The organism is Rubrobacter sp. M3-4 (assembly GCF_059772285.1).
The window spans coordinates 118,293-141,458 of the sequence record NZ_JCBAJP010000001.1; the positions used below are offsets into that span (position 1 = coordinate 118,293).

Consider the following 23,166-nt stretch of genomic DNA (forward strand, 5'->3'; position numbering starts at 1 on the left):
TCGACACCTCCAGAGCGCCGCCAGCTACACCTACAGTCTACCCCGCCGCAGGTCTCGCAGCGCGGCGCGGGCGGCGAAGTAGCCGCACATACCGTGCACCCCGCCCCCCGGCGGGGTCGAGGAGGAGCAGATGTAGAGTCCCTCGGCCGGCGTGGCATACGGCACGGGGCTCGCCACGGGGCGGGTGAAGAGCTGCCCCAGGTCCATCAGACCCCCGTTTATGTCCCCGCCGACCAGGTTGGCATCCCAGCGTTCGAGCTCCGCGGCGTTCATCGTCGAGCGGGCGAGGATGCGTTCCATGAAGCCGGGGGCGAAGCGTTCCAGCTGCGCCTCCATCCTCTCCGTCATGTCGAAGGTCGAGCCGTTGGGGACGTGGCAGTATGCCCAGAGGGTGTGGTGCCCCTCCGGCGCCCGCGAGGGGTCGAAGAGGCTCGGCTGGGCGACGAGGACGAACGGCCTCTCCGGATGCTCCCCCCGCGCCACCGCGCCCTCGGCCCCGGCTATCTCCTCCAGCGTCCCCCCGACGTGTACGGTCGCCGCGAGGGCGCACTCCCGCGCCTCCCACGGCACCGGCCCCTCCAGCGCGTAGTCGACCTTGAAGACGCCCGGCCCGTAACGGTAGCGGGCGAGGCGCGCGCGGTAGCGGGCGGGCAGGCGCTCACCGGCCACCCCGAGCACCTGCCTCGGGGTCAGATCCAGCAGGACGACCTTCGCCGCCGGAAGCTCCGCCACGGAGCTCACGGGGCTTCCGACGTGGACCTCCCCGCCCAGGGAACGCAGGCAGGAGACGAGGGCGTCGGTGATCCTCTGCGCCCCACCCTTCGGGAACGGCCAGCCCGCCGCGTGCCCGAGCGCCGCGAGCACGAGCCCGAAGGCGGCCGAAGGCCTCTGCTCCAGCGGGAGGAACGAGTGGGCGGCGCAACCGGCGAAGAGGGCCCGGGCCCTCTCTCCGCGGAAGAGACCCTCCGCGAGAGCGCGCGCGGACCTCATGGCGTACATCCCGAAGGCGCCGAGCGCGAGCGGGTGCCGGGGTATTCGCGGCGGACCGAGGACGGCGCCCGCTATCTTCTCCCAGTCGTCGGCGATTGGGCCCATGATCTCGCGATAGGCTGCGGCGTCCTCCCCGAGGTTGCGGGCGGTCTCATCCACCGAGCGCCAGAGCAGCACGGCCTCCCCGCCCTCGAGCGGGTGGGCGAGGGGGACCGGAGGGTGGACCCACTCGAGACCGTGCTCCCCGAGCGGCAGCGTCCGGAAGAAAGGAGAGGAGTACCCGAGCGGGTGGATCGCGGACCCGAGATCGTGCACGAAGCCCGGGAGCGTCACCTCCCGCGAGCGGCAGCCCCCTCCAGGAACCTCCGCAGCCTCGAAGACCGCGACCGAGAGCCCCCGCCGCGCCAGCTCGACGGCCGCCGCGAGCCCGTTCGGCCCCGCCCCCACGATAACCGCGTCGCGGGATGCTCCGGCGCCCATTCCCCGGGCGGACCGCGTGGAGGAGTAGACACAAGTTCCGGGTGAGCCCATGACCCGCGTCATTATCCCAGAGTACCCCTGGCGTAGAATGAGCCACTGGAGCGTATGATGAGCACCCCCGCAGCCGCACTGATGGTGACCGGATCCCTCTCCGGCCACCTCTCGCAGATGCTCGGCGATCCGGCGACGATCCTCTTCACCGCCATCCGGGTTATCATCGTCTACCTGTTCCTGCTCCTGCTCCTCTACCTGGCCGGCAGGCGCACCCTGGGCCAGATGACGCCCTTCGACCTGGTCGTACTGCTCCTCGTCTCCAACGTAGTGCAGAACGCCATGATAGGACCGGACACCAGCCTGACGGGCGGCCTCCTCGGCGCGGCCACGCTCATCGGCCTCAACCACCTCGTGGCCCGCAACGCCTGGCTGAGGAGGCACCTGGAGCGCCAGCCGGTCATGCTCGTCTACCGGGGTCGGGTGCTCGAAGATCACCTGCGGCGGGAGGACGTGAGCCTGGCGGACCTGGAGGAGGCGATCCGGGAACACGGGATCGGCTCCACCTCCGACGTCGAGACCGCCGTACTGGAGATGGACGGGACGATCTCGATCATCGGCAAGCATCAGACAACCCCGAAGAGGGTCCGCCGGGTCAAATCCAGCCGCAACCGCTGATCCTTCGGCCGAGTCCATACGCCTCCCCTGCAGGTATAGAATGTCGCCAGGGGAAAGAGAGAAGGAGGAGCCGTGGCCAACATCGGTGATTACGCGAAAACCCGTGCAGGCTTCGCGTGGGAGACCCCCGAGCGCTTCAACTTCGGGCGCGACGTGGTCGACCGCTGGGCCGAGGACGAAGGACGCCCGGCTATGCTCTGGCTGGGCACGAGCGGCGGGGAGCGCCATCTCACCTTCGCCGACTTCGCCCGCCTCTCGAACCGCTTCGCCAACGCCGCCCGCGAGCTCGGCGTGAAGAGGGGCGACCGGGTGATGGTCGTGCTCGGCAAGGTCCCGGAGTGGCACGCGGTGCTCGTCGGGCTGCTGAAGCTCGGGGCGGTGGCCATCCCCTGCTCCCCGATGCTCCGGGCGGGGGATCTCGCCTACCGCGCCTCCCATTCGGAGGCGGTGATGATCGTCTCGGACGACGACGGCGCCGCGGAGGTGGAGAGGATGCGCCAGGATGCGCCCTCGATCCGGAACCTCGTGCTTCTCGGGGAAGGCCGCGAGGGCTGGGAGAGCTTCGCGGAGATCACCGGGGCCGCCTCCAAGGAGTTCTCCGCCGAGGACACCGCCGCGGGCGATCCGGCGTTCCTGCTCTACACCTCGGGCACCACCAGGCATCCCAAGGGCGTGCTGCACACCCACGGCTACACCCACGCCAAGCGGATGCAGTCCCGCTACTGGCTCGACCTGCAGGAGGACGACCGCCTGTGGTGCACCTCCGGGACCGGCTGGGCCAAGAGCATCTGGAACGTCATCCTCGGCCCCTGGAGCTGGGGCACCGAGATCTTCTTCCACGAAGGCCCCTTCGACCCGAAGGAGCGGATCGAACTGCTGCAGCGCCACGACATCACCGTCCTCTGCCAGGCCCCGACCGAGTACCGGCTTCTGGCGAAGACGAAGGAGCTGGAGGAGGCCGACCTCTCGAAGATCCGACACGCGGTCTCGGCGGGGGAGCCGCTGAACCCGGCCGTCATAGAGCGCTGGCGCGCGCTGCACGGGATCACGATCTACGACGGCTACGGGCAGACGGAGAACACGCTCATCGTCGGCAACTTCCCCGGCGTGGAGGTGAGACCCGGCTCGATGGGTTTGCCCTCCCCCGGCTGCGACGTGAGGGTCATAGACGAGGACGGGAACGAGTGCGCGCCAGGGGAGCCGGGGGACATCGCTTTGCGCCGGGGGATGCCCGCGCTCTTCAAAGAGTACTACCGCCAGCCGGAGGAGACGGCCGCCTCCTACAGGGGTGACTACTACATAACCGGCGACCGGGCCTACCGCGACGAGGACGGGTACTTCTGGTTCGTCGGCAGGGCGGACGACGTGATCATCTCGGCCGGCTACACGATCGGGCCGTTCGAGGTGGAGAGCACCCTGATCGAACACCCGGCGGTGGTGGAGAGCGGGGTCGTCGCCTCCCCCGACGAAGATCGCGGGAGCGTGGTGAAGGCTTTCGTGGTGCTCGGGGAGGGGTACGAGCCCTCCGAGGAGCTCGCCCGCGACATCCAGGAGTTCTGCAAACGCCAGAGCGCCCCGTACAAGTACCCGCGCAGGATAGAGTTCGTCGACGAGCTGCCCAAGACCGCGAGCGGCAAGATCCGCCGCGTCGTGCTCCGCCAGCGGGAGTACGCCGGGGCCTGAGACATGGAGGAGACGCTGAGGGGCACCACCCTCCTCACCCTGGCCACGAACGTGCCGGGGCCTGTCGCCGCGGCCCGTCTGCGCGACCTGGGCGCGCGCGTCATCAAGGTCGAGCCCCCGGGAGGCGACCCACTGGGGCTCTTCTGCTCGTCCTGGTACGAAGAGCTCGTCCGGGGAGAGGAAGTACTCCAGCTGGACCTGAAGCGGCGGGAGGACAGGGAGAGGCTCGAAGGGTTGCTCGCCGGGGCGGACCTCCTCCTCACCTCGAGCCGGCCCCCCGCGCTGCGGCGTCTCGGGCTCGGGTGGGAGGATCTGCACGCCCGACACCCGCGCCTCTCGCACGTCGCGATAACCGGCCACCCGCCCCCGGAGGAGGACCGCCCCGGCCACGACCTCACCTACCAGGCCTCCCTCGGGCTCCTCGATCCGCCGCACCTCCCGCGCACCCTGCTCGCCGACCTCGCCGGCGCCGAGAGGGCGGTGAGCGCGGCTCTCGCGCTGCTTCTCGAACGAGAGCGCGGCGGAGAAGGCGCGTTCTCCACCGTCCCGCTGCAGGAGGCGGCCGCCTCCTGCGCCGCACCGCTGCGCTACGGCCTGACCGCCCCCGGCGGGCTCCTCGGGGGAGCCTTCGCAGGGTACGGGCTCTACCGTGCGCAGGATGGGTGGGTCGCCCTCGCCGCACTCGAGCCCCATTTCCAGAGCCGCCTCGCAGGAGAACTCGGCCTCGAGGAACTGAGCCACGAAGCCCTGCAGGAAATCTTCTCCCGCAGAAGCGCCCGGGAGTGGGAGCGGTGGGCCGAGGAGCGCGACCTGCCGCTCTCCAGGGTGAGGGATGCTCCCGGCCTCATCGGCACAGTATCGCGGAGAGCTGCATCAGGGCCGGAGCCATCCGGGGACCGTACCAGGTGAGGAGCTTGCCGTCGAGCAGGTAGACGCGCCCCGAGCGGGCGGCGGGGACGTCCAGCGCGTAGAACTCCGGCAGGTCCGCGGCGGAGAAGGGATAGGGCTCGTCGGGGAGCAGTATCACCTCGGGTGAGGTCTCCTCTATCTCCTCCGGCGTCACCCGCGGGTAGCGCCCACGCCCGGCGAAGACGTTCTCGCCGCCGCACACCCGGATCACATCCCCCGCGTAGGTGTCGCCCCCCACGCTCATGTACGGGTTCTTCCAGATCGGGGCGAAGACCCGCCTGGGGCGCTCCGGGCGCGAGGATTCGAGCTTCTGGATTACGCGCTCAGTACGCTCCAGGAAGACGTCCGCGCGCGGGGCCTCCACCCGCCGCGCGAGCTCCCGCAGCATCGCGAGCGCCTCCGCGGCGGTCGCGGGTTCGCCCAGGAAGACCTCGACGCCGGCCTCCACGATCGCCTCGACGTCCTCCCGGCGGTTCTCCTCCCTCACCGCGACGACGAGGTCCGGCTCGAGCGAGAGGAGGCGGTCGAGGTCCACCCTTTTGGTCCCTCCGACCTTCTCCACCCGGCCGACCTCGCGCGGCGGCTGGGTGCAGTAGCGGGTGCGCCCGACGACCCGCCCGCCGGCGCCGAAGGCGAAGAGCGCCTCGGTCAGCGATGGGACCAGGCTCACTATCCGCCGGGGCGTCAGGGCCTCTAGACCTCCCGGAAGATCCGCTCGGAAGCCGAGATCGGATCGAGCCTGCGGGCGTAGACCTCCTCCATTATCTTTGCGTCCTCGCGGGCGAGCCGTTCTTTGACCTCCCTCTCCAGTCGTCCGGTAGCCCAGGAGACGACGAACTCCCGCAGCGAGGCACGCCTCCGCTTCTCCAGCTCCCCGCTATCCTCGAGGCGCCTCCGGTGCCCCTCTATCTCGGATTTGAGCTCCTCGATCCCCTCGCCGGTGTCCCCGCGGGTCATGACGATCGGCGGGATCGGGGCCTCCGGGTCGAGCTCGTGCCCGATCTCGAGCATCTGGCGCAGCTCGCGCTTGGCGAGGGTGGCCTGCGGGTGGTCCGCCTTGTTCACGCAGAAGACGTCCGCTATCTCCATGACGCCGGCCTTGAGCGCCTGCACCGCGTCCCCGGCGCCCGGCTGGATCGCGAGGACCACCGTCTCCGCGGCCGAGGCGACCTCGACCTCTCCCTGGCCGACGCCCACCGTCTCGTAGAGGACCACGTCGCAGCCGTAGGCCTCCATCGCCATCCCGGCGAGCCTCGAACCGGCGGCGAGTCCGCCCAGATGCCCCCGGCTCCCCATCGAGCGGATGAACACCCCGGGGTCGAGGAAGTGGTCCGAGAGCCGGATGCGGTCGCCCAGGATCGCCCCGTGCGAGAAGGGGCTCGAGGGGTCGACGGAGACCACCCCGACCTTCTTCCCCTCGGCGCGGTAGAGCTTTATCAGGCGGGCGAGCAGGCTGCTCTTGCCCACGCCCGGGGGCCCGGTGAACCCCACCGTCACCGCCCCCCCGGTATACGGGAAGATCTCGGAGAAGATCCCCGGCACCTCCGGGTCCCCGCGCTCTATCTTCGAGATCACCCGCGCCAGCGCCCGCCTGTCCCCGGCGAGCAACCTCCCGGCCAGGGTCTTCGTCCCGGCCCCCCCTACCCCCATCGGGTCTCTATACGGGGCGGATCGAGGAGCGTCTGCATCACCACGCAGTAGCGCTCGGTCTTCTCCCGGAGGGCGGCGAGCTCCTCCTCGGTCGCCCCCGGCGCGTCGATCTCGAAGCCGACCCGGATGCGCTCGAAGCCCACCGGCACCTCCTCCGAGATCCCCATCGTCCCGGCGAGGTCGAGGTCACCCTCCACCCCGACCTCTATGCGCCTGGCGTCGAGACCCATGTTCTCCGCGACCATCTGGCAGGTGAGCTGCGCGCAGGCCGCGAGCGCCCCGAGCAAAAGATCACCCGAGCAGGCGGCCTGCCCGCTCCCGCCCACCCCGGCGTGAGCCTCCGCCGCGTAGACCGCCCGGCCTATGTCCACCGAGCAGGAGACCGGCGTCTCCTGCCGGCTCGCCCTGGCCGAGAGCGTCACCTTCGAGGAGCCCGGCTCCTCGCGGTAGCGCTTCTTCAACGGCCTCTGCACCGACCTCAGGTCCATTCTCTTCTCCTCCTCTCCCAGAAAGGCGAGAGGGGCCCGGAGGGCCCTCTCGCCGCACCCCTCTGCAAACCCGTTCTCCCTACCCTTCCAGCAGCAGCGCCTCCGGATCCTCGATGAGCTCCTTGATCCTGACCAGGAAGCTCACCGCCTCCGCCCCGTCGATCACCCGGTGGTCGTAGGAGAGCGCCAGGTACATCATCGGGCGCACCACGACCTCCCCGTCGACGACGACCGGGCGCTCCTGGATCTTGTGCATCCCCAGGATCGCCACCTGCGGGGTGGTGAGGATCGGGGTGGACATCAGCGAGCCGAAGATGCCGCCGTTGGTGATCGTGAACGTCCCGCCGCGCAGATCCTCGAGCGTGAGCCTTCCCTCCCGCGCCTTCGTCGCGAGCTCCGCGATCTCCTGCTCTATCTCGGCGAAGTTCTTGCGGTCGGCATCGCGCACGACCGGCACCACGAGGCCCTCGTCGGTCGAGACGGCGACCCCGATGTCGTAGTACTTCTTGAGGACGAGCTCGTTGCCGTCGAGCTCGGCGTTGACCTGCGGGAACGCCTTGAGCGCCGCGACCGAAGCCTTGGTGAAGAAGCTCATGAACCCGAGCCGCGCCCCGGTGCGCTCCTGGAACGACTCCCGCCTCCTGCGCCTGAGCTCCATCACCGCCGTCATGTCCACCTCGTTGAACGTGGTGAGCATCGCGGCCTCGTGCTGCGACTGCACGAGCCGCTGGGCGATCGTGAGCCTCCTGCGCGAGAGACGCACCCGCTCCTCGGGGCGTCCCTCCGCGGCGGCAGGGGCCGGACGCGGCGCGGGGGCGGGCTCGGCGTGTCCATCGGCCCGCGGCGCCTCCTCCGGAGCGGGACGCGCCTGCTCCCGGATCACCCGCTCCACGTCCTCCCGGGTGATGCGCCCGCCGGAGCCCGAGCCCTCGATCTCCGAGAGGTCGACCCCGTACTCCCGGGCGAGCTTCCTCACCGCCGGAGAGGCCCGCCGGGCCCCCTCCTCGGCCTCCCGGTGGCCGTTGGTCGCCTCCTCTGTTTCGGCCGGCGCGGCCTCCGGCTCCTCCCGTTCCTGAGCTTCGGCGGTCTTTTCCTCGGCCGCGGGCTGAGCCCCGTCGCCCTCGGCGATCGTCCCGATAACCTCGCCGACGTTCACCGTCTCGCCCTCGCCCTTGGCGATCTTCTGCAGGACCCCGTCCTGCTCCGCCTCGACCTCGAAGTTGATCTTGTCGGTCTCGAGCTCCACCAGGGGTTCCCCGGCCTTCACCGCCTCGCCCTCCTTCTTCAGCCAGCGGCCGACGGTGGCGTCGGTGACCGATTCTCCGAGCTCGGGCACGTGTATATCAGCGGGCAATTCTCACCTCTCCTAGACTCTCGCTACCAAAAGACTCTCCGCCACGGGCCCCTCAGGCCCCCTGGGTGGTGCGGGCCTGGACGCCCCTGACCGCTGCCTCGGCCTTCCTTCCACCGTCCTCGCCCCGGAAAGCCCGGCTCACGATCTCGGCGTGCTCCCGGCGGTGGAAGTTCGCCGAGCCCTGCGCCGGACTCGGGCGGGCCGGCTTGCCGACGTAGATTATCGGGAGCTCCCCAGAGACCAGCTCGCGCAGCCTGGGCTCCATGAAGCTCCAGGCACCCATGTTCTTCGGCTCCTCCTGCACCCAGAGTACCTCGCGCAGGTTCGGGTACCCGCCGATCACCTCCCGCAGCTGCTCCTCCGGGAACGGGTAGAGCAGCTCCACCCGCGCGACCGCCGTGTCCTCGGCCTCGTCCCTGTACTCGCTCCCGACGAGCTCCGTGTAGAACTTGCCCGAGCAGAGGATGAGGCGCTCGATCGAGTCCGACCTCTCCCGCGCCTCCGCGTCGTCCAGCACCGGCTGGAACCTGCCGCTCGCGAGCTCCTCCAGCGTCGAGGCGGCCATCGGGTGGCGCAGGAGGCTCTTCGGCGTCATGAGGATGAGCGGCCTGCGGTTGTCGGTGAGCATCGCCTGCGCCCGCAGGATGTGGAAGTACTGCGCGGCTGTGGTGCAGTTGGCGACCCGGATGTTCTCCTGCGCGGCGAGCTGCAGGTATCGCTCGAGCCGGGCCGAGGAGTGCTCGGGCCCCTGCCCCTCGTACCCGTGCGGCAGCAGCATCACCAGCCCGGATGACTGCCCCCACTTGGCCTGCCCGCTGACGACGAACTGGTCTATCATCGCCTGCCCGACGTTGGCGAAGTCCCCGTACTGCGCCTCCCAGAGCACGAGCGCGTCCCGGGCGTAGACCGAATATCCGTACTCGAATCCCATCGTCGCGACCTCCGAGAGCGGGCTGTTGTACACCGCGAAGGAGGCCTTCGCCTGCGGGATGTTCTGCAGCGGCACGTAGCGCTCGCCGGTCTCCACGTCGTGGAGCACCGCGTGGCGCTGCGAGAAGGTGCCCCTCTCGGTATCTTCGCCCGTCAGCCGGATCGGCACGCCCTCCTCTACGAGCGAGGCGAAGGCCAGCGCCTCGGCGTGGGCCCAGTCTATCTTCTCCAGGCTGCCCCGGTTGCGCCGGAAGAGCCGCTCGAGCTTGGGGTTTGGGTTGAACCCCTCCGGCCTCTCGAGCATCGCCTCGTTGAGGGCCTCGAGCCTCTCGGCCGGGACGGCGGTCTCGGGGATCTCCACCAGCGGCGTGCGCGGAGCATCCCCCATCCCCTCTTCCTCGACCTTCTTCGCAGCAGGGCTCCTGTGTATCTCCTGCATCTTCGCGTAGACTTCCTCGACCAGCCGCTCGGCCTCGCCCTCCTCGATGATGCCCCGCTCTTCGAGCTCCTTCGCCCAGATCTCGCGCACCGAGGGGTGGTTCCTTATCTTCTCGTACATCAGCGGCTGGGTGTAGGAGGGCTCGTCCCCCTCGTTGTGCCCGTAGCGCCGGTAGCCCACCAGGTCGATCAGGAAGTCCTTGTGGAACCTCTGCCGGTAGGCATACGCCATGCTCACCGCCGCCAGGCACGCCTCCGGGTCGTCGGCGTTGACGTGGACGACCGGGATCTCGAAACCCTTGGCCAGATCGCTGGCGTAGGTCGTCGAGTAGGCGTCCTCCTTCTCGGTGGTGAAGCCGAGCTGGTTGTTGGTGATGATGTGGATCGTGCCGCCCGTCGCATACCCCCTCAGGCGCGAGAGGTTCAGCGTCTCGGCGGCCACCCCCTCGCCGGGGAACGCCGCGTCGCCGTGCAGCAGGATCGGCAGCGCGGCGTCCACGTCCTGCTCCGGGGCTCCGGGGTTCCCGCGATCCTCCTGCGCCGCGCGGGCCATCCCCTCGACGACCGGGTTGACGTGCTCGAGGTGGCTCGGGTTGGGGGCGAGCGTGACCTCGACCCGGGTGTCCTCCTCGCCCTCTTCGAGGTGGTAGCCCCGGATGCCGAGGTGGTACTTCACGTCCCCGACCCAGCCCTCTCCCGGGCTCTCGGCCACGGAGGGCTGCTCACCCTTCTCCGGCTGCTGGAACTCGGCGAAGATCTTCTCGTAAGGCTTGCCAAGGACGTGGGCGAGCACGTTGAGCCTGCCGCGGTGGGCCATCCCGAGGACCGCCCCCGGTATGCCGGAGTCGGCCGCGAGCTCGAGCAGCCGGTCGAGCATCGGCACGACCATGTCGTTGCCTTCGACCGAGAAGCGCTTCTGCCCGAGGAACGTCCGGTGCAGAAACTTCTCGAAGGTGTCCACCCGCGTCAGGCGCTTCAGGAGCCGCTTCGCCTCCCCGGCATCCAGCTTCCCGCCGAAGCGCTCGCTCTCGACCGCCTCGCGCAACCAGAAGCGCTCCTCGGGATCGTGGACGTGCCCGAAATCGTACCCGGTGGTCGAGCAGTAGAGCCGGCGCAGCTCGTCCGCGGCCTCCTTCGCCGTCGAGGTCCTCCCGGCGACCGGCCCGTCGACGATCGAGGAGGGCAGCTCCGCGAGATCCTCCTCGCTTATCCTGTAGAAGGACGGGTCGAGCGTGGGATCGCCGGGCGGCTCGCTCCCGAGCGGGTCCAGGTGCGCGGCCATGTGCCCGAAGTCCCTTATGTGCCGGATGAACTTGGTCGCCCCGACGATCTTCTCGACGTCCGCCGGAGCCGCGGCGACTCCGCCTCGTCCATCGAGCGAGACCTCGCGCGGCCTCCAGTGCTCGAACAGCCTGCGGGTCTCCTCGTCGACGGAGTCGGGATCTTCCCTGAACCGCTCGTAGAGCTCGAGCACGTATCCCAGGTTCGGCCCGTAGAACTCTCTCTCGGATATCTCAGACAAAGCGGATCACACCCTCACACGTCGTAAGATCTCTATGTTGTGCGGCATGAACTCTCGCCTAGCCCCGGCCGGGGCGCGAAGCCCATCCCGCGCCGTCTCGCAACCGCCCCGTTTCTCGAGGTAGACAGACAACAATTTGAACCTTCTTAATGATAACTCACATCCATGGTACGGTCTTTCGTCCGTAACGCACGCTCTCTCACATCGTATTATTACCCGGATGCGGTTCCTCCATCCCGGCTGGCCGTGCGATGGCGGCCGTGCGATGCTCCAGAGAGGCTTGCGAGGGTGAAGAAGGCTGTGGGCGAATCCAAGAAACATGGCGGAACCTGGCGGCTCCTGAACCTCTTCCTGCTGCCGCTCGCGGTGGCGTCCTGGGCGGTCGTGGGCCCGCTCCAGCAGACGCTGCACGAGCTGCCGATGCTCCGTTTCGGCGCCGCCCTGCTGCTGTTTTTGATTCCGGGGTACGTCATCTACGAGAGGTGGTTCTCGCAGGCGTTCGGCGGAGCAGGGGCCATCCCGGCCTCCTTCGCCTTCAGCGTCTCGCTCTTCGGCGTGCTCGGGGTCCCCTTCCTCATCCTGCACGAGAGCCTCTCCGCCTACCTCACCCTCTGCGGCGGGGTGGTGGCGCTCTCGCTCGCCGTCTCGCTGTTGGGGACCATTCTGGGCCGGCACCGTCCAGAGCCCGCGCAGAGGAGGCCCGAGGAGGACATCTCGGGTGCCGCACGGTGGCTCTGGGTCCCGCTCGCCGGCGGGGCCGCCGTGCTGGGGTACGCTGCCCACGTCAGATACCCCATGGTGGACGGGGACACCTGGGATTATCTGGCCTGGATCCGGGAGTACCTGAACACCCCGCACCTGGCCCTCTACGACCCGTATTTCGGGGAGAGGATCGCGGCCATCTCCCGGGTGAAGATAAACGGATGGCTCCTGGAGCAGGCGGCCCTCTCGCGGGTCGCCGGCATAGATCCGGTCACGCTGGTGTTGCACTATCTGGAGCCGACGCTCGTCGTGGTCGCCCTCCTGGCGTTCTACGCCCTGGGGGTCACCCTCTTCGGCAGCCCCCGGACTGCGCTCCTCGCCGCCACCCTCTACGTCCTGTTCCTGCTCGGACACCTCGAGCCCACCCCACAGAGCCTCGGAGGCGAGATAGTGGCGCGTGTCGTGCAGGACAAGTTCCTGACCCGTTACCTCTTCCTGCCGGTCGCGCTCGCGCTGGCCCTCTGGTTCGTCCGGACCCGGCGGGCTCGCTACCTCCTGGGCTTCGCGTTCCTGTGCTGGGCCGTCGTCACGGTGCACCCGGTCGGCCTCGCCGTGATAGCCATCTCGGTCGGCGGCTTCGGCATCGTCCACCTTCTGTACGGGTTGAGGGAGAGAAGGGCCTGGCTGGAGACCGCAGGCCTCGCGCTGCCTTTCGCGAGCATAGCGATCGGCCCCCTCCTCTACGCCATCTTCAAGGGCATCCCGCCGACGGCCAAGCTCTACGACGCCGACATAGGCGGTACTCCGCCGGAGGTGCTGGCGAACATGGTCTTCGTCCGCCCCGAGTGGCGGCACATCTTCCGGCTCGGCGACGGCCTCTACATCATGCACCCGTACCTGCTGCTCGTCCCGGCCATCGCGCTGGGCTACATAGCCGGCGTGCCCTTCCTCGTCCTCCGGCTCCGCCGGAGCCTCCCGGCCCGACTCCTCCTCGGCACCCTCGCCGTCTCGACGCTGGTGTGCTACCTGCCCCCCCTGGCCACCTTCGTCGGCAACGAGGTGATAGCCCCCGGCCAGCTCTACCGGATGGCCTGGCCGATCCCGCTGGCCACCGTGATGACCGACGCCTGGATGGCGGCCGTGCTCGTCCGGCGCCTCGCGGACAGCCTCACGCGGAGAGGCCTGCGCGGCATCTCGAGCGGTCTGCTCGCGCTGGTCTTCGTCATCGTCCTCGCCGGCTTCGCCGCTCCCCAGGCCTCAAGCGGCATCCGCACGCTGGACGACGGCCCGCCTCCGCTCGACCGTTCCTTCTTCTTCGACCCTATCTTCCGCTGGATGGGAACCCACATCCGCCGGCCGGCGGTCATAATGGCCCCCGACCACGACAACATCGCCATCCCGGCCTACTCCGCCCACCTGAACGTGGTCAGCTTCCGGGGCGACCCGATCCTGGAGCACCTGGATCAGCTCGAAAAGCTCTCCGATGACAGGATCAAGGTGCCCCAGCGCGACCTCGACGTGCACAAGTTCTATTCGGGCCCGACGATGCTCGAAGCCTACAAGATACTGCGCCGCTACCACGTGCAGTACGTCCTGGTCTACACCCAGACCCCCCTGAACGGGCAGCTGATGCACCTGCCGGGCTTCGTCCACATCCCCACCCCGAGCCAGCGGTACAGCCTCTTCAAGGTGGACTACCAGGAGTTCGCCCGCTACATAGGGATAAGGCCTCCGGCAGGAGGATCCTGATCCCCAACCCGGGAGGCTGGTTTGGTTGAGGATCTCACAAAGGCCATCCTGGCGGCGGTGCTGGTCGGGGTACTGCCGGGGTATTTCTGGGAGCGGCTCCTCTCCGGCAGCCGCGACGTCCCCGAACGCCTGGCCTACTCGGCGGCCCTCTCCTCCCTGCTCGTCCCCGCCGCGGCCCTCGCCCTCTCCTGGACCACGGGCGGCGGCGTGACGCTGCAGGTGGCCCTCGCGGCGGTCCTCTCCGTCTTCCTCTGCGGGCTCGGGGCGCGGCTGCTCCTGGGCCCGGCCATTTCGGAGGATACGCCGCTCCTCTCACCGCCACCGCCGTTCGGCCGGCTCTCCCTGACGGTCGCGGGGCTGGCGCTGGCGCTCGTCGCCACCTCCATGCTGGGCTTCCTCTCCCCAGCGACCTCGGCGCTACCCATCGTAGTGCTGCTGGTCGTCGCAGGGGTAGCAGCGAGCGGGGCTCTCGGTGGCGGACAGCCCGCTGGAACCTTCGAGAGCCCGCGGAAGCCGCTGCTCTCCGCGGGGCTCCTCTCGGCGGCGCTGCTCGTGACGCTCGCGCGCGGCTACTGGGGACCCGTGGTCCACGACTGGCCCTACCTGCGCGGCGGCGACCAGTTCTCCCACGCGGTGATGGCCGAGCAGATGCTCTGGCACGGCTCCTACTCCTCCTACCTCATCTACCCGCCCGGCTTCCCGACGCTGGTCGCGGTGATCTGCCGCATCGGCGGGCTCACCCCCCTCGAGTTCTTCCCGGTGCTCGCCCCGGCGCTCCCGGCGCTCGGATCGCTCGCCGCCTACGCGCTGGCCCGTCGTCTGTGGGGCTGGGAGTTCGGGGTGGCGGCGGCTTTTCTCTCGGGGGCCGTCGCGAGCAGCTCCTACGACGATTTCGCCCAGGCCCGCTACCCGAACTTCTTCTCGGCCTACTTCCTGATGGTGATGGGGGCCGCGGCCCTCCTCACGCTCTACCGGAAGCCTTCGATCCGCCAGGGAATGCTCTTCGCCGCCCTCGGCTCCTCTGTCGTCCTCTACCACCCGGTCGGGACGCTCTACACCGCCCTCCTCCTGGCCTGCGTCTCGGTGCTGATCGTGCCGTACCTGTTCCTCACCCGCCAGCGCAGGGAGGGCACCGCTCTATTCCTCTCCCTCTCGCTCACGGCCGCGCTCTCGGTGATCTGGGCCTGGAGGACTTATGGACTTCCGCACCTCCTGTTCGGCGGGAGCAAACCCGGCGGCACGGAGCAGGCCGTCGCCGTGACGATCGGCAGCCAGAGCCCGCCGCCTCCAGCCAGCATGCTCGCGGAGCTCTCACCCCCCGTCCTCTGGCTCGGCCTGCTCGGTCTGCTGCTCCTCGCGCTGCACGTGCCTTCCCGCAAGGAGATCCCCGCGCGGGCCACGCTGTTGTTGTGGGCCATGATCCTCTTCGCCGGCAGCCGGACCTCCCTCTCCGGGTTCCCGGAGCGCTTCGCCCGCGACCTCAGCATCCCGCTCGTCGCGGCGGCGTCCCTCGCTTCGGTCTCGCTCGTACGCCCGGTCTGGCGGGCCGGTCTACCCCGGCTGCTCCCGAAGACCGCCCTCGTCCTGCTCTGCACCGTCGTGGTGATCCAGGCCGCGCTCGACCTGGATGCCGCGCGGCTGCCGGGGCAGGCGGTATTGAGCCCCTCCCTGGCCCGCGCCGGCGCGTGGCTGCGGGAACACAACCGCGGAGGCAACATAATCTCGACCCCGTACCTGGGGCGGGGGATCTCCAACCGGGCGGTCCTCGCGCTGGGCGGCTACACCGGTCTGCAGTCCTACCGCGAGCACCGCATAGAGCACCCCCGCTCCCTGCCGACCGCCGGCAAGAGGCCCCTCCTCGTCTCGCAGTGGGTGCTGCACCACCCCAGGGGCGGGCGCACCGCGAGGCTCCTGCGGGAAAACGACGTGCGGTACATCGTCATATACAAGCGATACCCCGGCGTCAACTGGCGCGCCTTCGCGGACGCCCCGGATTACCGCAGAGTGTACGAGAACCGGGCCATCGTGATCTTCGCTCCGAAGAATGCCCAAACGCCAGGCGGCGTGGTTTAACATACGAATCCCCTGTCCGGAGCAGCATCGCGAGAGGAGAGTGACCCTTTTTGAGACGCTTCGAGACCAGAGCCGTCCACGCCGGCGAGCGGCGCGGCGGTGGTGGGCGGGAGCCCGCCACCAGCAACCCCATCTCGACGCCCATCTACGCCTCGACCACCTTCTGGCACCCGGACGTGCAGACCACCGACCGGGTGCTCGGCGGCGAGGAGGCGGGTTACAGCTACACCCGCTACGGCAACCCGACCGTCACCGCCTTCGAGGAGGCCGTCGCCGCCCTGGAGAGCCCACGGGGCGGGGCGCGCTCCTTCGCCTTCGCCTCGGGCATGGCCGCGCTGCACGCGGCGCTTCTCGCGGCCGAGCTCTCTCCCGGGGGACGCGTGCTGGCCGCCGAACAGCTCTACGGCTCGACCGCGACGCTCCTGGTACAGATCTTCGGTTCGAGCGGGGTCGAGGTGCGCTTCGCCGACTTCTACGATCTGAAGAGCCTGCAGAGGCAGGTCGAGGAGCTCACCCCCCGCGCGCTGGTCGTAGAGTCGATCTCGAACCCCCTGCTGCGGGTCGCCGACGTGCCACGCCTGGCGGAGCTCTCACGCTCCGCCGGAGCCGCCCTGATCGTGGACAACACCTTCGGAACCCCTTACCTGCAGCGCCCGCTGGAGCTCGGCGCGGACATCGTCGTCCACAGCGCGACCAAGTATCTCTCGGGGCACGGGGATCTGACGGCCGGTGTGGTCACCGCCGGCCCCCCCTACGACGCGGCCCTCGACCAGGTGCGCAAGCTCACCGGGGGCATCCTCGGCCCGTTCGAGGCCTGGCTCGCCCTGCGGGGGCTCAAGACGCTGCCGCTGCGCGTGGAGCGCCAGTGCGAGAACTCCCGCAGGCTGGCCAGCTTCCTCGCGGAGCACCCGAAGGTGCGCCGGGTGAACCACCTCTCGATGGAGGACCACCCGGACCGCGAGGTCGCCCGGCGTACCCTCTCGGGGCCGAGCGGGTTGCTCTCCTTCGAGCTGGACACCGAAGGGCGCGAGGGGGTCTTCCGGTTCCTGAACGCGCTCGAGGTGTGCGTGCGCACCCCGAGCCTGGGGGACGTCTACACGCTGGCCACCCATCCGGCCACCTCCTCCCACCGGGACCTCCCACCCTCGCGCCGGGAGCGCCTCGGTGTCGGCGAGAACCTGGTGCGCGTCTCGGTCGGCATAGAGCACCCGGAGGACATAAAAGAGGACATCGCCCGGGCCCTGGAGAGGGTCTGAGGCCGCCCGCCTACCCCCCGAGCTGCCGCAGGAGCTCGTCGGGATCGGTCGTCGGGCTCTGGCAGGCGTAGTTCCTGCAGACGTAGGCGGTGGCCCGCCCGCCGCGCGCCTCTCTCCCTTCGAGGAGCGGGCTGAGCGCGGCGGCTCGCTCGTCGCGGGGGGAGCGCCCGGCGACGACCCTGTGCGGCAGGTAGCGTGAGCCCATCGCCCGCAGAAGCTCCCTGGTGTCCTCCGCCCCTGGCTCCCCGATCACGGCGACCTCGTAGGGACCTGCCAGGTAGAAGTCCAGCACCGAGAGCAGCCACCCGAAGGCCCCGGGCACCTTCTCCATCGCGCCGCTCGTGGAGGAGAGGACCTTCTCCGCCTTCTCGCGATAATCCGGACGATCGAGGAGCAGGGAGAGCTCGAGGAGCACGCCGGTCGCGACCGAGTTGCCCGAGGGGGTGGCGTCGTCGTAGAGGTCGCGCGGGCGGGCTATGAGCTCCTGGTGGCCGGCGTGTGCGTCGTAGAAGCGGCCTTCGTCCTCCTCCCAGAAGAGCGCGACCATCTCCTCGGCGAGATCTCTGGCCTCGACGAGCCAGCGGGGCTCGAGCGTCGCCTCGTGCAGCGCCAGGAGTCCTTCCACGAGGCAGGCGTAGTCTTCCAGGTAGCCGGGCACCTCTCCCGCACGCCCGTCCTTGTACGAGCGACGCAGCCTGCCGTCCGGGCGCGTCTTTTCCAGCAGGAAGGCGGCGTTTCTCCGTGCGATCTCCAGGTAGTCCTCCCGACCCGATACCATCGAGGCCAGCGCGAACGAACGCAGCATGAGCCCGTTCCAGGCGACGAGGATCTTCTCGTCGCGCCCCGGCCGCACCCTCCGCCCGCGCGCGGCGAGGAGCTTCTCCCGGATTTCCTCCACGCGCCGCCCGAGCTCCTCCGGGGAGATCCCGAGCTCGCGCGCGACCTCCTCGGGGGGACGGGGCACGTGCAGGATGTTTTTGCCCTCGAAGTTGCCCCGCTCGCTCACGCCCCAGTAGACCTCGGCCAGACGTGCCTCCCCTGGGGGAAGGGCGTCGCGGATCTCGCGCACGCTCCAGACGTAGAACCTCCCCTCCTCGCCCTCGGAGTCCGCATCCTCGCTCGAGTAGAAACCGCCCTCGGGCGAGGTCATCTCGCGCGCGACGTAATCCAGGGTCTCTCCGGCCACGCGGCGGTAGAGGTCACGCCCGGTGAGCCGGTAGGCATCCAAATACAGCCGGGAGAGGAGCGCGTTGTCGTAGAGCATCTTCTCGAAGTGCGGCACGAGCCAGCGGGCGTCGACCGAGTAGCGGTGGAACCCGCCGCCGAGCTGGTCGTAGATCCCACCGCGCGCCATCGCCTCCAGCGTGAGCTCGACGCCGGAGAGCGCCTCCTCGCTCCCGGTGCGCAGGTGATATCGCAGCAGGAACTCCAGGTTCATCGGCTGGGGGAACTTCGGCGCGCCACCGAAGCCCCCGAGACGCCGGTCTATCTCGGAGGTGAGCTCCTCTCCCGCCCTCTCGAGCAGAGAAACCCCGGGAGTTCCCTCCGGCATCGCGACCTCGACGGACCGGCGCAGGTAGTCGCGGACGCTCCCGGCGCTCCTGAGGACCTCCTCGCGGCGGTTCTCGTAGGCGTCGGCGACGCTCGCCAGAACCTGCAGGAAGCCCGGCATCCCGCCCCGGGGTTCGCGCGGGAAGTAGGTCCCGGCGTAGAACGGCGCCCCCTCCGGCGTCAGGAAGACCGTCATCGGCCAGCCGCCGCTGCCGGTCATCGCCTGCACGGCGGACATGTAGAGCGAGTCGACGTCCGGGCGCTCCTCCCGGTCCACCTTGACGTTGACGAAGTGTTCGTTCATGAAGGCCGCGGTCGCGTCGTCCTCGAACGATTCGCGCTCCATGACGTGGCACCAGTGGCAGGCCGAGTAACCCACGGAGAGGAGTATGGGCTTGTCTTCCTCCCGCGCCTTCCTGAAGGCCTCCTCCCCCCAGGGGTACCAGTCCACCGGGTTGTCCTTGTGCTGGAGCAGATACGGGCTGCTCTCGCGGGCCAAACGGTTCGCCACTGTGCGCCTCTCCTGTGCTCGCCTGGGACTCTCCTCCAAAACGTATCACACGGTCGTGTATTGTCCCCGCGGAGAGTTTGGGATTGGAGTTTTGCCGGGGAATAAAATAGATTAGTCTATGAATTGCTTGGGCCTTCGAAGAGAAAGCGTTAGCCAGAAGAGAAGGAGGCGAGAGTGAACCTGCAGGAACTGGAGAAGACCGCCCGGGCCCTGGTGGCGCCGGGCAAGGGCATCCTCGCGGCCGACGAGAGCTTCGGTACGATCGAGAAGCGCTTCAAGGCGGTCGGCATCGAGTCGACCGAGGAGACCCGCCGCGCCTACCGCGAGATGCTGTTCACCACCGAGGGCATCGGGGAGTACCTCTCCGGCGTGATCCTCTTCGACGAGACGATCCGCCAGAAGGCCTCCGACGGTACCCCGCTGCCGAAGGTGCTCGAGAACCAGGGGATAATCCCGGGCATCAAGGTGGACAAGGGCGCGAAGGACATGGCGCTATCCCCGGGAGAGAAGGTGACCGAGGGCCTGGACGGCCTCAGAGACCGCCTCGCCGAGTACCGGGGGATGGGCGCGCGCTTCGCCAAGTGGCGCGCGGTCATCGCGATCGGCGACGGCATCCCGACCCGCCGCTGCATCGAGGCCAACGCCCACGCCCTGGCCCGCTACGCGGCGCTCTGCCAGGAGGCGGGCCTGGTGCCGATCGTCGAGCCGGAGGTCCTCATCGACGGCGACCACTCGATCGAGCAGTGCTTCGAGGTGACCGAGTGGATGCTCAAGACGACCTACCAGCAGCTCTACGAGCAGCGGGTCGAGCTCACCGGTACGCTCCTCAAGCCGAACATGGTCATCTCGGGCAAGGAGGCCCCGGTCCAGTCCGGCGTGGAGGAGGTGGCCCGCGCCACGGTGGAGTGCCTGCTCCGCAGCGTCCCGGCGGCGGTGCCCGGCGTCGTCTTCCTCTCCGGCGGCCAGGGTGACATCCAGGCGACCGAGCACCTCAACGCGATGAACCGCATCTACAAAGGCCGCCTGCCGTGGGAGCTCTCCTTCTCCTACGCCCGCGCCCTCCAGCAGCAGCCGATGGAGATCTGGGCCGGCAAGCCCGAGAACGTCGAGAAGGCCCAGAAGATCTTCCGCCACCGGGCGAAGATGAACAGCGCCGCCCGCTCCGGCAGCTACACCGAGGAGCTGGAGAAGGAGGCCGCCTAGAAAACACGTTCCATCGTCCGCGAGGAGGCGCCGGAGGGTTTCCGGCGCCTCCTCCCTTCCTGCCCGTTGAACGGTTCACGTCCCTCCCGAATAGTATGTATTAAGAATATAGGTGCAATCTGAAGATATAGTGTTCGTAGAGGAGGGTGCGTGCAGGAGTTAAATTTCAAGGGCTCGGGATCGGCACGAGACGGGAGAGAAGAGATGAGCAGGACGAAGAGTGGAGATCCGGCGCACGACGTACTCGGGTACGAGCGGCAACCGCTGGATGCGATCTTCCGTCCCGAGACCGTGGCGGTGATAGGGGCCACGGAGCGGGTGGGGAGCGTGGGGCGGACGCTGATGTGGAATCTGATCAGCAACCCCTTCGGGGGTACGGTCTTTCCGGTGAACCCACACCGGGAGAACGTGCTCGGGATAAAGGCCTATCCGAGCATCTCCGAGGTACCGGCACGGGTGGATCTCGCGGTCGTGGTCACACCTGCGCCCTCGGTCCCGGGGGTCATCCGGGAGTGTGCCGAGGCCGGGGTCGGCGGGGCGATCGTGATCTCCGCCGGGTTCAAAGAGATCGGACCGGAGGGAGCCGAGCTCGAGCGTCGGGTCATGGAGGAGGCCCGCAGGGGCCGCATGCGCGTCATCGGGCCCAACTGTCTCGGGGTCATGAACCCGCACACCGGGCTCAACGCCACCTTCGCCAAGGGGATGGCCCGTCCCGGCAACGTCGGGCTTTTGAGCCAGAGCGGGGCGCTCATGACCGCGATTCTGGACCGCAGCTTCCAGGAGAACGTGGGGTTCTCGGCCTTCGTCTCCGTCGGCTCGATGATGGACGTGAGCTGGGGAGACCTCATCCAGTACCTCGGGGACGATCCCCACACCCAGAGCATCGTCATCTACATGGAGAGCGTCGGGGACGCCCGTTCTTTCCTCTCCGCGGCGCGCGAGGTCGCGATGACCAAGCCCATCATCATAATAAAGCCCGGCCGTACGGCCGCCGCCGGGAGGGCCGCTGCCTCGCACACCGGCTCCCTCACCGGATCCGACGAGGTGCTCGACGCCGCCTTCCGGCGCAGCGGCGTGCTCCGGGTGAACGAGATCTCCGAGCTGTTCTCGATGGCCGAGGTGCTCGGCAAGCAGCCGCGCCCGAAGGGACCGAACCTCACGGTGCTCACCAACGCCGGGGGTCCAGGCGTGCTCGCCGCCGACGCCCTCATCGCCGGGGGCGGCAGGCTCACCGAGCTCTCCCCGGAGGCCAGAGAGGCACTCGACAGGGTGCTCCCCGCGGCCTGGAGTCACAACAACCCGGTGGACATCCTGGGAGACGCCGACCCCGAGCGCTACGCCCGGGCGCTCGAGATAGCCGCCGACGACCCGAACAGCGACGGCCTGCTCGTCATCCTCACCCCGCAGGACATGACCGACCCCACCGGCACCGCCGAAAAGCTCGCGCCGTACGCCAGAAAGACCGGCAAGCCTATCCTGGCGAGCTGGATGGGCGGCATCGACGTCGCCGCCGGCACCTCCATCCTCAACGGCGCAGGCATCCCCACCTTCGAATTTCCGGACTCAGCCGCCCAGGCCTTCACCAACATGTGGCGCTACACCTACAACCTGCGCGGCATCTACGAGACCCCGGAGCTCGCCGTGGATGTGGCGGGCGAAGAGATAGACCGTGAGCGGGTGCGTGAGGTGATCGAGGGCGTAAGGAGCCGGGGCAGGACGCTCCTCACCGAGTACGAGGCCAAGGAGATCCTCGCAGCCTACGGCATCCCCGTGGTGGAGACCCGTCTCGCCAGGAGCGCCGGAGAGGCGGCAGAGTACGCCGAGAGGATGGGGTATCCGGTCGTGCTCAAGCTCAACTCCGAGACGATAACCCACAAGACCGACGTGGGCGGTGTACGCCTGGACCTGCGCAACGCCGACGAGGTGCGCCGGGCGTACGAGGAGATGGAGCGGAGCATCCCCGAAGGCTTCGACGGCGCCACGGTGCAGAGGATGGTCGAGACCGACGGCTACGAGCTGATCGTCGGCAGCAGCATCGACCCCCAGTTCGGGCCCGTCCTGCTCTTCGGATCGGGCGGCTCTCTGGTCGAGGTCTACCGCGACCGGGCGCTCGCCCTCCCGCCGCTCACCACCACCCTGGCCCGACGCACGATGGAGAGGACCAGGATCTACCGGGCGCTCAAGGGCGTGCGCGGACGGGACCCGGTGGACCTGCCGGCGCTCGAGCGGCTGCTGGTGCGCTTCTCCCACCTCATCGTCGAACAACCCTGGATCCGGGAGCTGGACATAAACCCGCTGCTGGTCTCCTCCGAGATCCAGATAGCCCTCGACGCCCGCATCGTGCTGCACGACCCCGACACCGCCGAGGAGGACCTCCCGCACCCGGCGATCCGCCCCTACCCCACCCACTACGTCTTCCACGAGCAGACCAGGGACGGCGAGCCGGTGACCATACGCCCCATACGCCCCGAAGACGAGCCGCTCATGGTCAAATTTCACGAGACCCTCTCGGAAGAGAGCGTCTACATGCGCTACTTCCACATGCTCGGCCTCAACCAGCGCATAGCCCACGAACGCCTCACCCGCATCTGCTTCATCGACTACGACAAGGAAATGGCCCTCGTCGCCGAACGCCGCAACCCCGCGACCGGCGAGCGCGAGATCATGGGCGTCGGACGCCTGAGCCGCAGACCCTTCGCCCCTGAGGAAGCCGAGTTCTCGATCCTCATAAGCGACCGCTTCCAGCGCCGCGGCCTCGGCCGACTCCTGCTGCAGAAGCTCCTCGAAGTCGGCCGCGAAGAAGGCCTCGAGCACATCACCGCCGACATCCTCTTCGACAACCGCCCGATGCAGCGCCTCAGCAGAGACCTCGGCTTCAGACTGCACCGCGATACCCGGGAGATGGTCATGAAGGCCGACCTCGATCTGCGCCAGACCGTCTGACCCCGGCGGGCGCCCCGCCACGGGCGCCCGCCATACCCCCATATCCGGGCTATCATATGGCCTCA

General features: G+C 68.9%; 15 protein-coding genes. 8 read left to right on the forward strand and 7 right to left on the reverse strand.

The window, feature by feature from the left end; genetic code table 11:
* Window positions 1-30: 30 nt before the first annotated feature.
* Window positions 31-1,470 carry a phytoene desaturase family protein gene (locus tag AC6EKW_RS00535; protein WP_498513572.1) on the reverse strand — a complete coding sequence of 480 codons (1,440 nt, stop codon included), beginning with the start codon at window positions 1,468-1,470 and terminating at the stop codon, window positions 31-33.
* Window positions 1,471-1,578: 108 nt separating this feature from the next.
* Between AC6EKW_RS00535 and AC6EKW_RS00540 the strand changes: the two genes are divergently transcribed.
* From AC6EKW_RS00540 to AC6EKW_RS00550, 3 genes are all read left to right on the forward strand, one after another.
* Window positions 1,579-2,139, forward strand: coding sequence for a DUF421 domain-containing protein (locus AC6EKW_RS00540; protein ID WP_498513377.1), 561 nt, complete (start codon window positions 1,579-1,581; stop codon window positions 2,137-2,139).
* Window positions 2,140-2,211: 72 nt separating this feature from the next.
* On the forward strand, window positions 2,212-3,822 hold the full coding sequence (locus tag AC6EKW_RS00545; RefSeq protein WP_498513378.1) for an acetate--CoA ligase: 1,611 nt from the start codon (window positions 2,212-2,214) through the stop codon (window positions 3,820-3,822).
* 3 nt (window positions 3,823-3,825) lie between these two features.
* Window positions 3,826-4,731, forward strand: coding sequence for a CoA transferase (locus AC6EKW_RS00550; protein WP_498513379.1), 906 nt, complete (start codon window positions 3,826-3,828; stop codon window positions 4,729-4,731).
* On the opposite strand, the gene AC6EKW_RS00555 is transcribed toward AC6EKW_RS00550, so the two are convergent.
* From AC6EKW_RS00555 to AC6EKW_RS00575, 5 genes are all read right to left on the reverse strand, one after another.
* Window positions 4,667-5,401 carry a helical backbone metal receptor gene (locus tag AC6EKW_RS00555; RefSeq protein WP_498513380.1) on the reverse strand — a complete coding sequence of 245 codons (735 nt, stop codon included), beginning with the start codon at window positions 5,399-5,401 and terminating at the stop codon, window positions 4,667-4,669. The genes AC6EKW_RS00550 and AC6EKW_RS00555 overlap by 65 nt on opposite strands.
* A 23-nt stretch (window positions 5,402-5,424) precedes the next feature.
* Window positions 5,425-6,381: a methylmalonyl Co-A mutase-associated GTPase MeaB gene (gene meaB / locus AC6EKW_RS00560; RefSeq protein ID WP_498513381.1), complete on the reverse strand. Its 957-nt coding sequence runs from the start codon at window positions 6,379-6,381 to the stop codon at window positions 5,425-5,427.
* Window positions 6,372-6,869, reverse strand: coding sequence for an OsmC family protein (locus AC6EKW_RS00565; protein ID WP_273888133.1), 498 nt, complete (start codon window positions 6,867-6,869; stop codon window positions 6,372-6,374). Before AC6EKW_RS00565 ends, meaB begins: the two co-directional genes overlap by 10 nt.
* A gap of 79 nt (window positions 6,870-6,948) precedes the next feature.
* The gene (gene odhB, locus AC6EKW_RS00570; RefSeq protein ID WP_498513382.1) at window positions 6,949-8,223 is read right to left on the reverse strand and encodes a 2-oxoglutarate dehydrogenase complex dihydrolipoyllysine-residue succinyltransferase; all 1,275 of its coding nucleotides are present in this window, start codon (window positions 8,221-8,223) and stop codon (window positions 6,949-6,951) included.
* 52 nt (window positions 8,224-8,275) lie between these two features.
* Entirely contained in the window at window positions 8,276-11,113 is a 2,838-nt protein-coding gene (locus AC6EKW_RS00575) for a 2-oxoglutarate dehydrogenase E1 component (protein ID WP_273888135.1), read from the reverse strand.
* A gap of 288 nt (window positions 11,114-11,401) precedes the next feature.
* On the opposite strand from AC6EKW_RS00575, the gene AC6EKW_RS00580 reads away from it, so the two are divergent.
* From AC6EKW_RS00580 to AC6EKW_RS00590, 3 genes are read left to right on the forward strand one after another with little or no spacing between them, the layout of a single operon-like run.
* Complete coding sequence (locus AC6EKW_RS00580; RefSeq protein WP_273888136.1) at window positions 11,402-13,564, forward strand: DUF6077 domain-containing protein; 2,163 nt, start codon at window positions 11,402-11,404, stop codon at window positions 13,562-13,564.
* A gap of 21 nt (window positions 13,565-13,585) precedes the next feature.
* Window positions 13,586-15,637, forward strand: a complete 2,052-nt coding sequence (locus AC6EKW_RS00585; protein ID WP_273888137.1) for a hypothetical protein — start codon at window positions 13,586-13,588, stop codon at window positions 15,635-15,637.
* Window positions 15,638-15,687: 50 nt separating this feature from the next.
* Window positions 15,688-16,893, forward strand: a complete 1,206-nt coding sequence (locus AC6EKW_RS00590) for a trans-sulfuration enzyme family protein (protein WP_273888138.1) — start codon at window positions 15,688-15,690, stop codon at window positions 16,891-16,893.
* 10 nt (window positions 16,894-16,903) lie between these two features.
* Here AC6EKW_RS00590 and AC6EKW_RS00595 read toward each other — a convergent pair whose 3' ends face one another.
* Complete coding sequence (locus AC6EKW_RS00595; protein WP_273888139.1) at window positions 16,904-18,955, reverse strand: thioredoxin domain-containing protein; 2,052 nt, start codon at window positions 18,953-18,955, stop codon at window positions 16,904-16,906.
* A gap of 174 nt (window positions 18,956-19,129) precedes the next feature.
* Here AC6EKW_RS00595 and AC6EKW_RS00600 point away from each other — a divergent pair, with 174 nt between their 5' ends.
* A complete protein-coding gene (locus AC6EKW_RS00600; protein ID WP_273888140.1) occupies window positions 19,130-20,158 on the forward strand; it encodes a class I fructose-bisphosphate aldolase in 1,029 nt (342 codons plus the stop codon).
* 204 nt (window positions 20,159-20,362) lie between these two features.
* A complete protein-coding gene (locus AC6EKW_RS00605) occupies window positions 20,363-23,101 on the forward strand; it encodes a bifunctional acetate--CoA ligase family protein/GNAT family N-acetyltransferase (RefSeq protein WP_273888141.1) in 2,739 nt (912 codons plus the stop codon).
* Window positions 23,102-23,166: the final 65 nt, after the last annotated feature.

What these genes read in the sequence shown, in the direction of transcription:
- AC6EKW_RS00535 (WP_498513572.1), bottom strand. Translation starts at nt 1,470, where the DNA reads ATGGGCGCCGGAGCATCCCGCGACGCGGTTATCGTGGGGGCGGGGCCG.
- AC6EKW_RS00540 (WP_498513377.1), top strand. Translation starts at nt 1,579, where the DNA reads ATGAGCACCCCCGCAGCCGCACTGATGGTGACCGGATCCCTCTCCGGC.
- AC6EKW_RS00550 (WP_498513379.1), top strand. Translation starts at nt 3,826, where the DNA reads ATGGAGGAGACGCTGAGGGGCACCACCCTCCTCACCCTGGCCACGAAC.
- meaB (WP_498513381.1), bottom strand. Translation starts at nt 6,381, where the DNA reads ATGGGGGTAGGGGGGGCCGGGACGAAGACCCTGGCCGGGAGGTTGCTC.
- AC6EKW_RS00565 (WP_273888133.1), bottom strand. Translation starts at nt 6,869, where the DNA reads ATGGACCTGAGGTCGGTGCAGAGGCCGTTGAAGAAGCGCTACCGCGAG.
- AC6EKW_RS00605 (WP_273888141.1), top strand. Translation starts at nt 20,363, where the DNA reads ATGAGCAGGACGAAGAGTGGAGATCCGGCGCACGACGTACTCGGGTAC.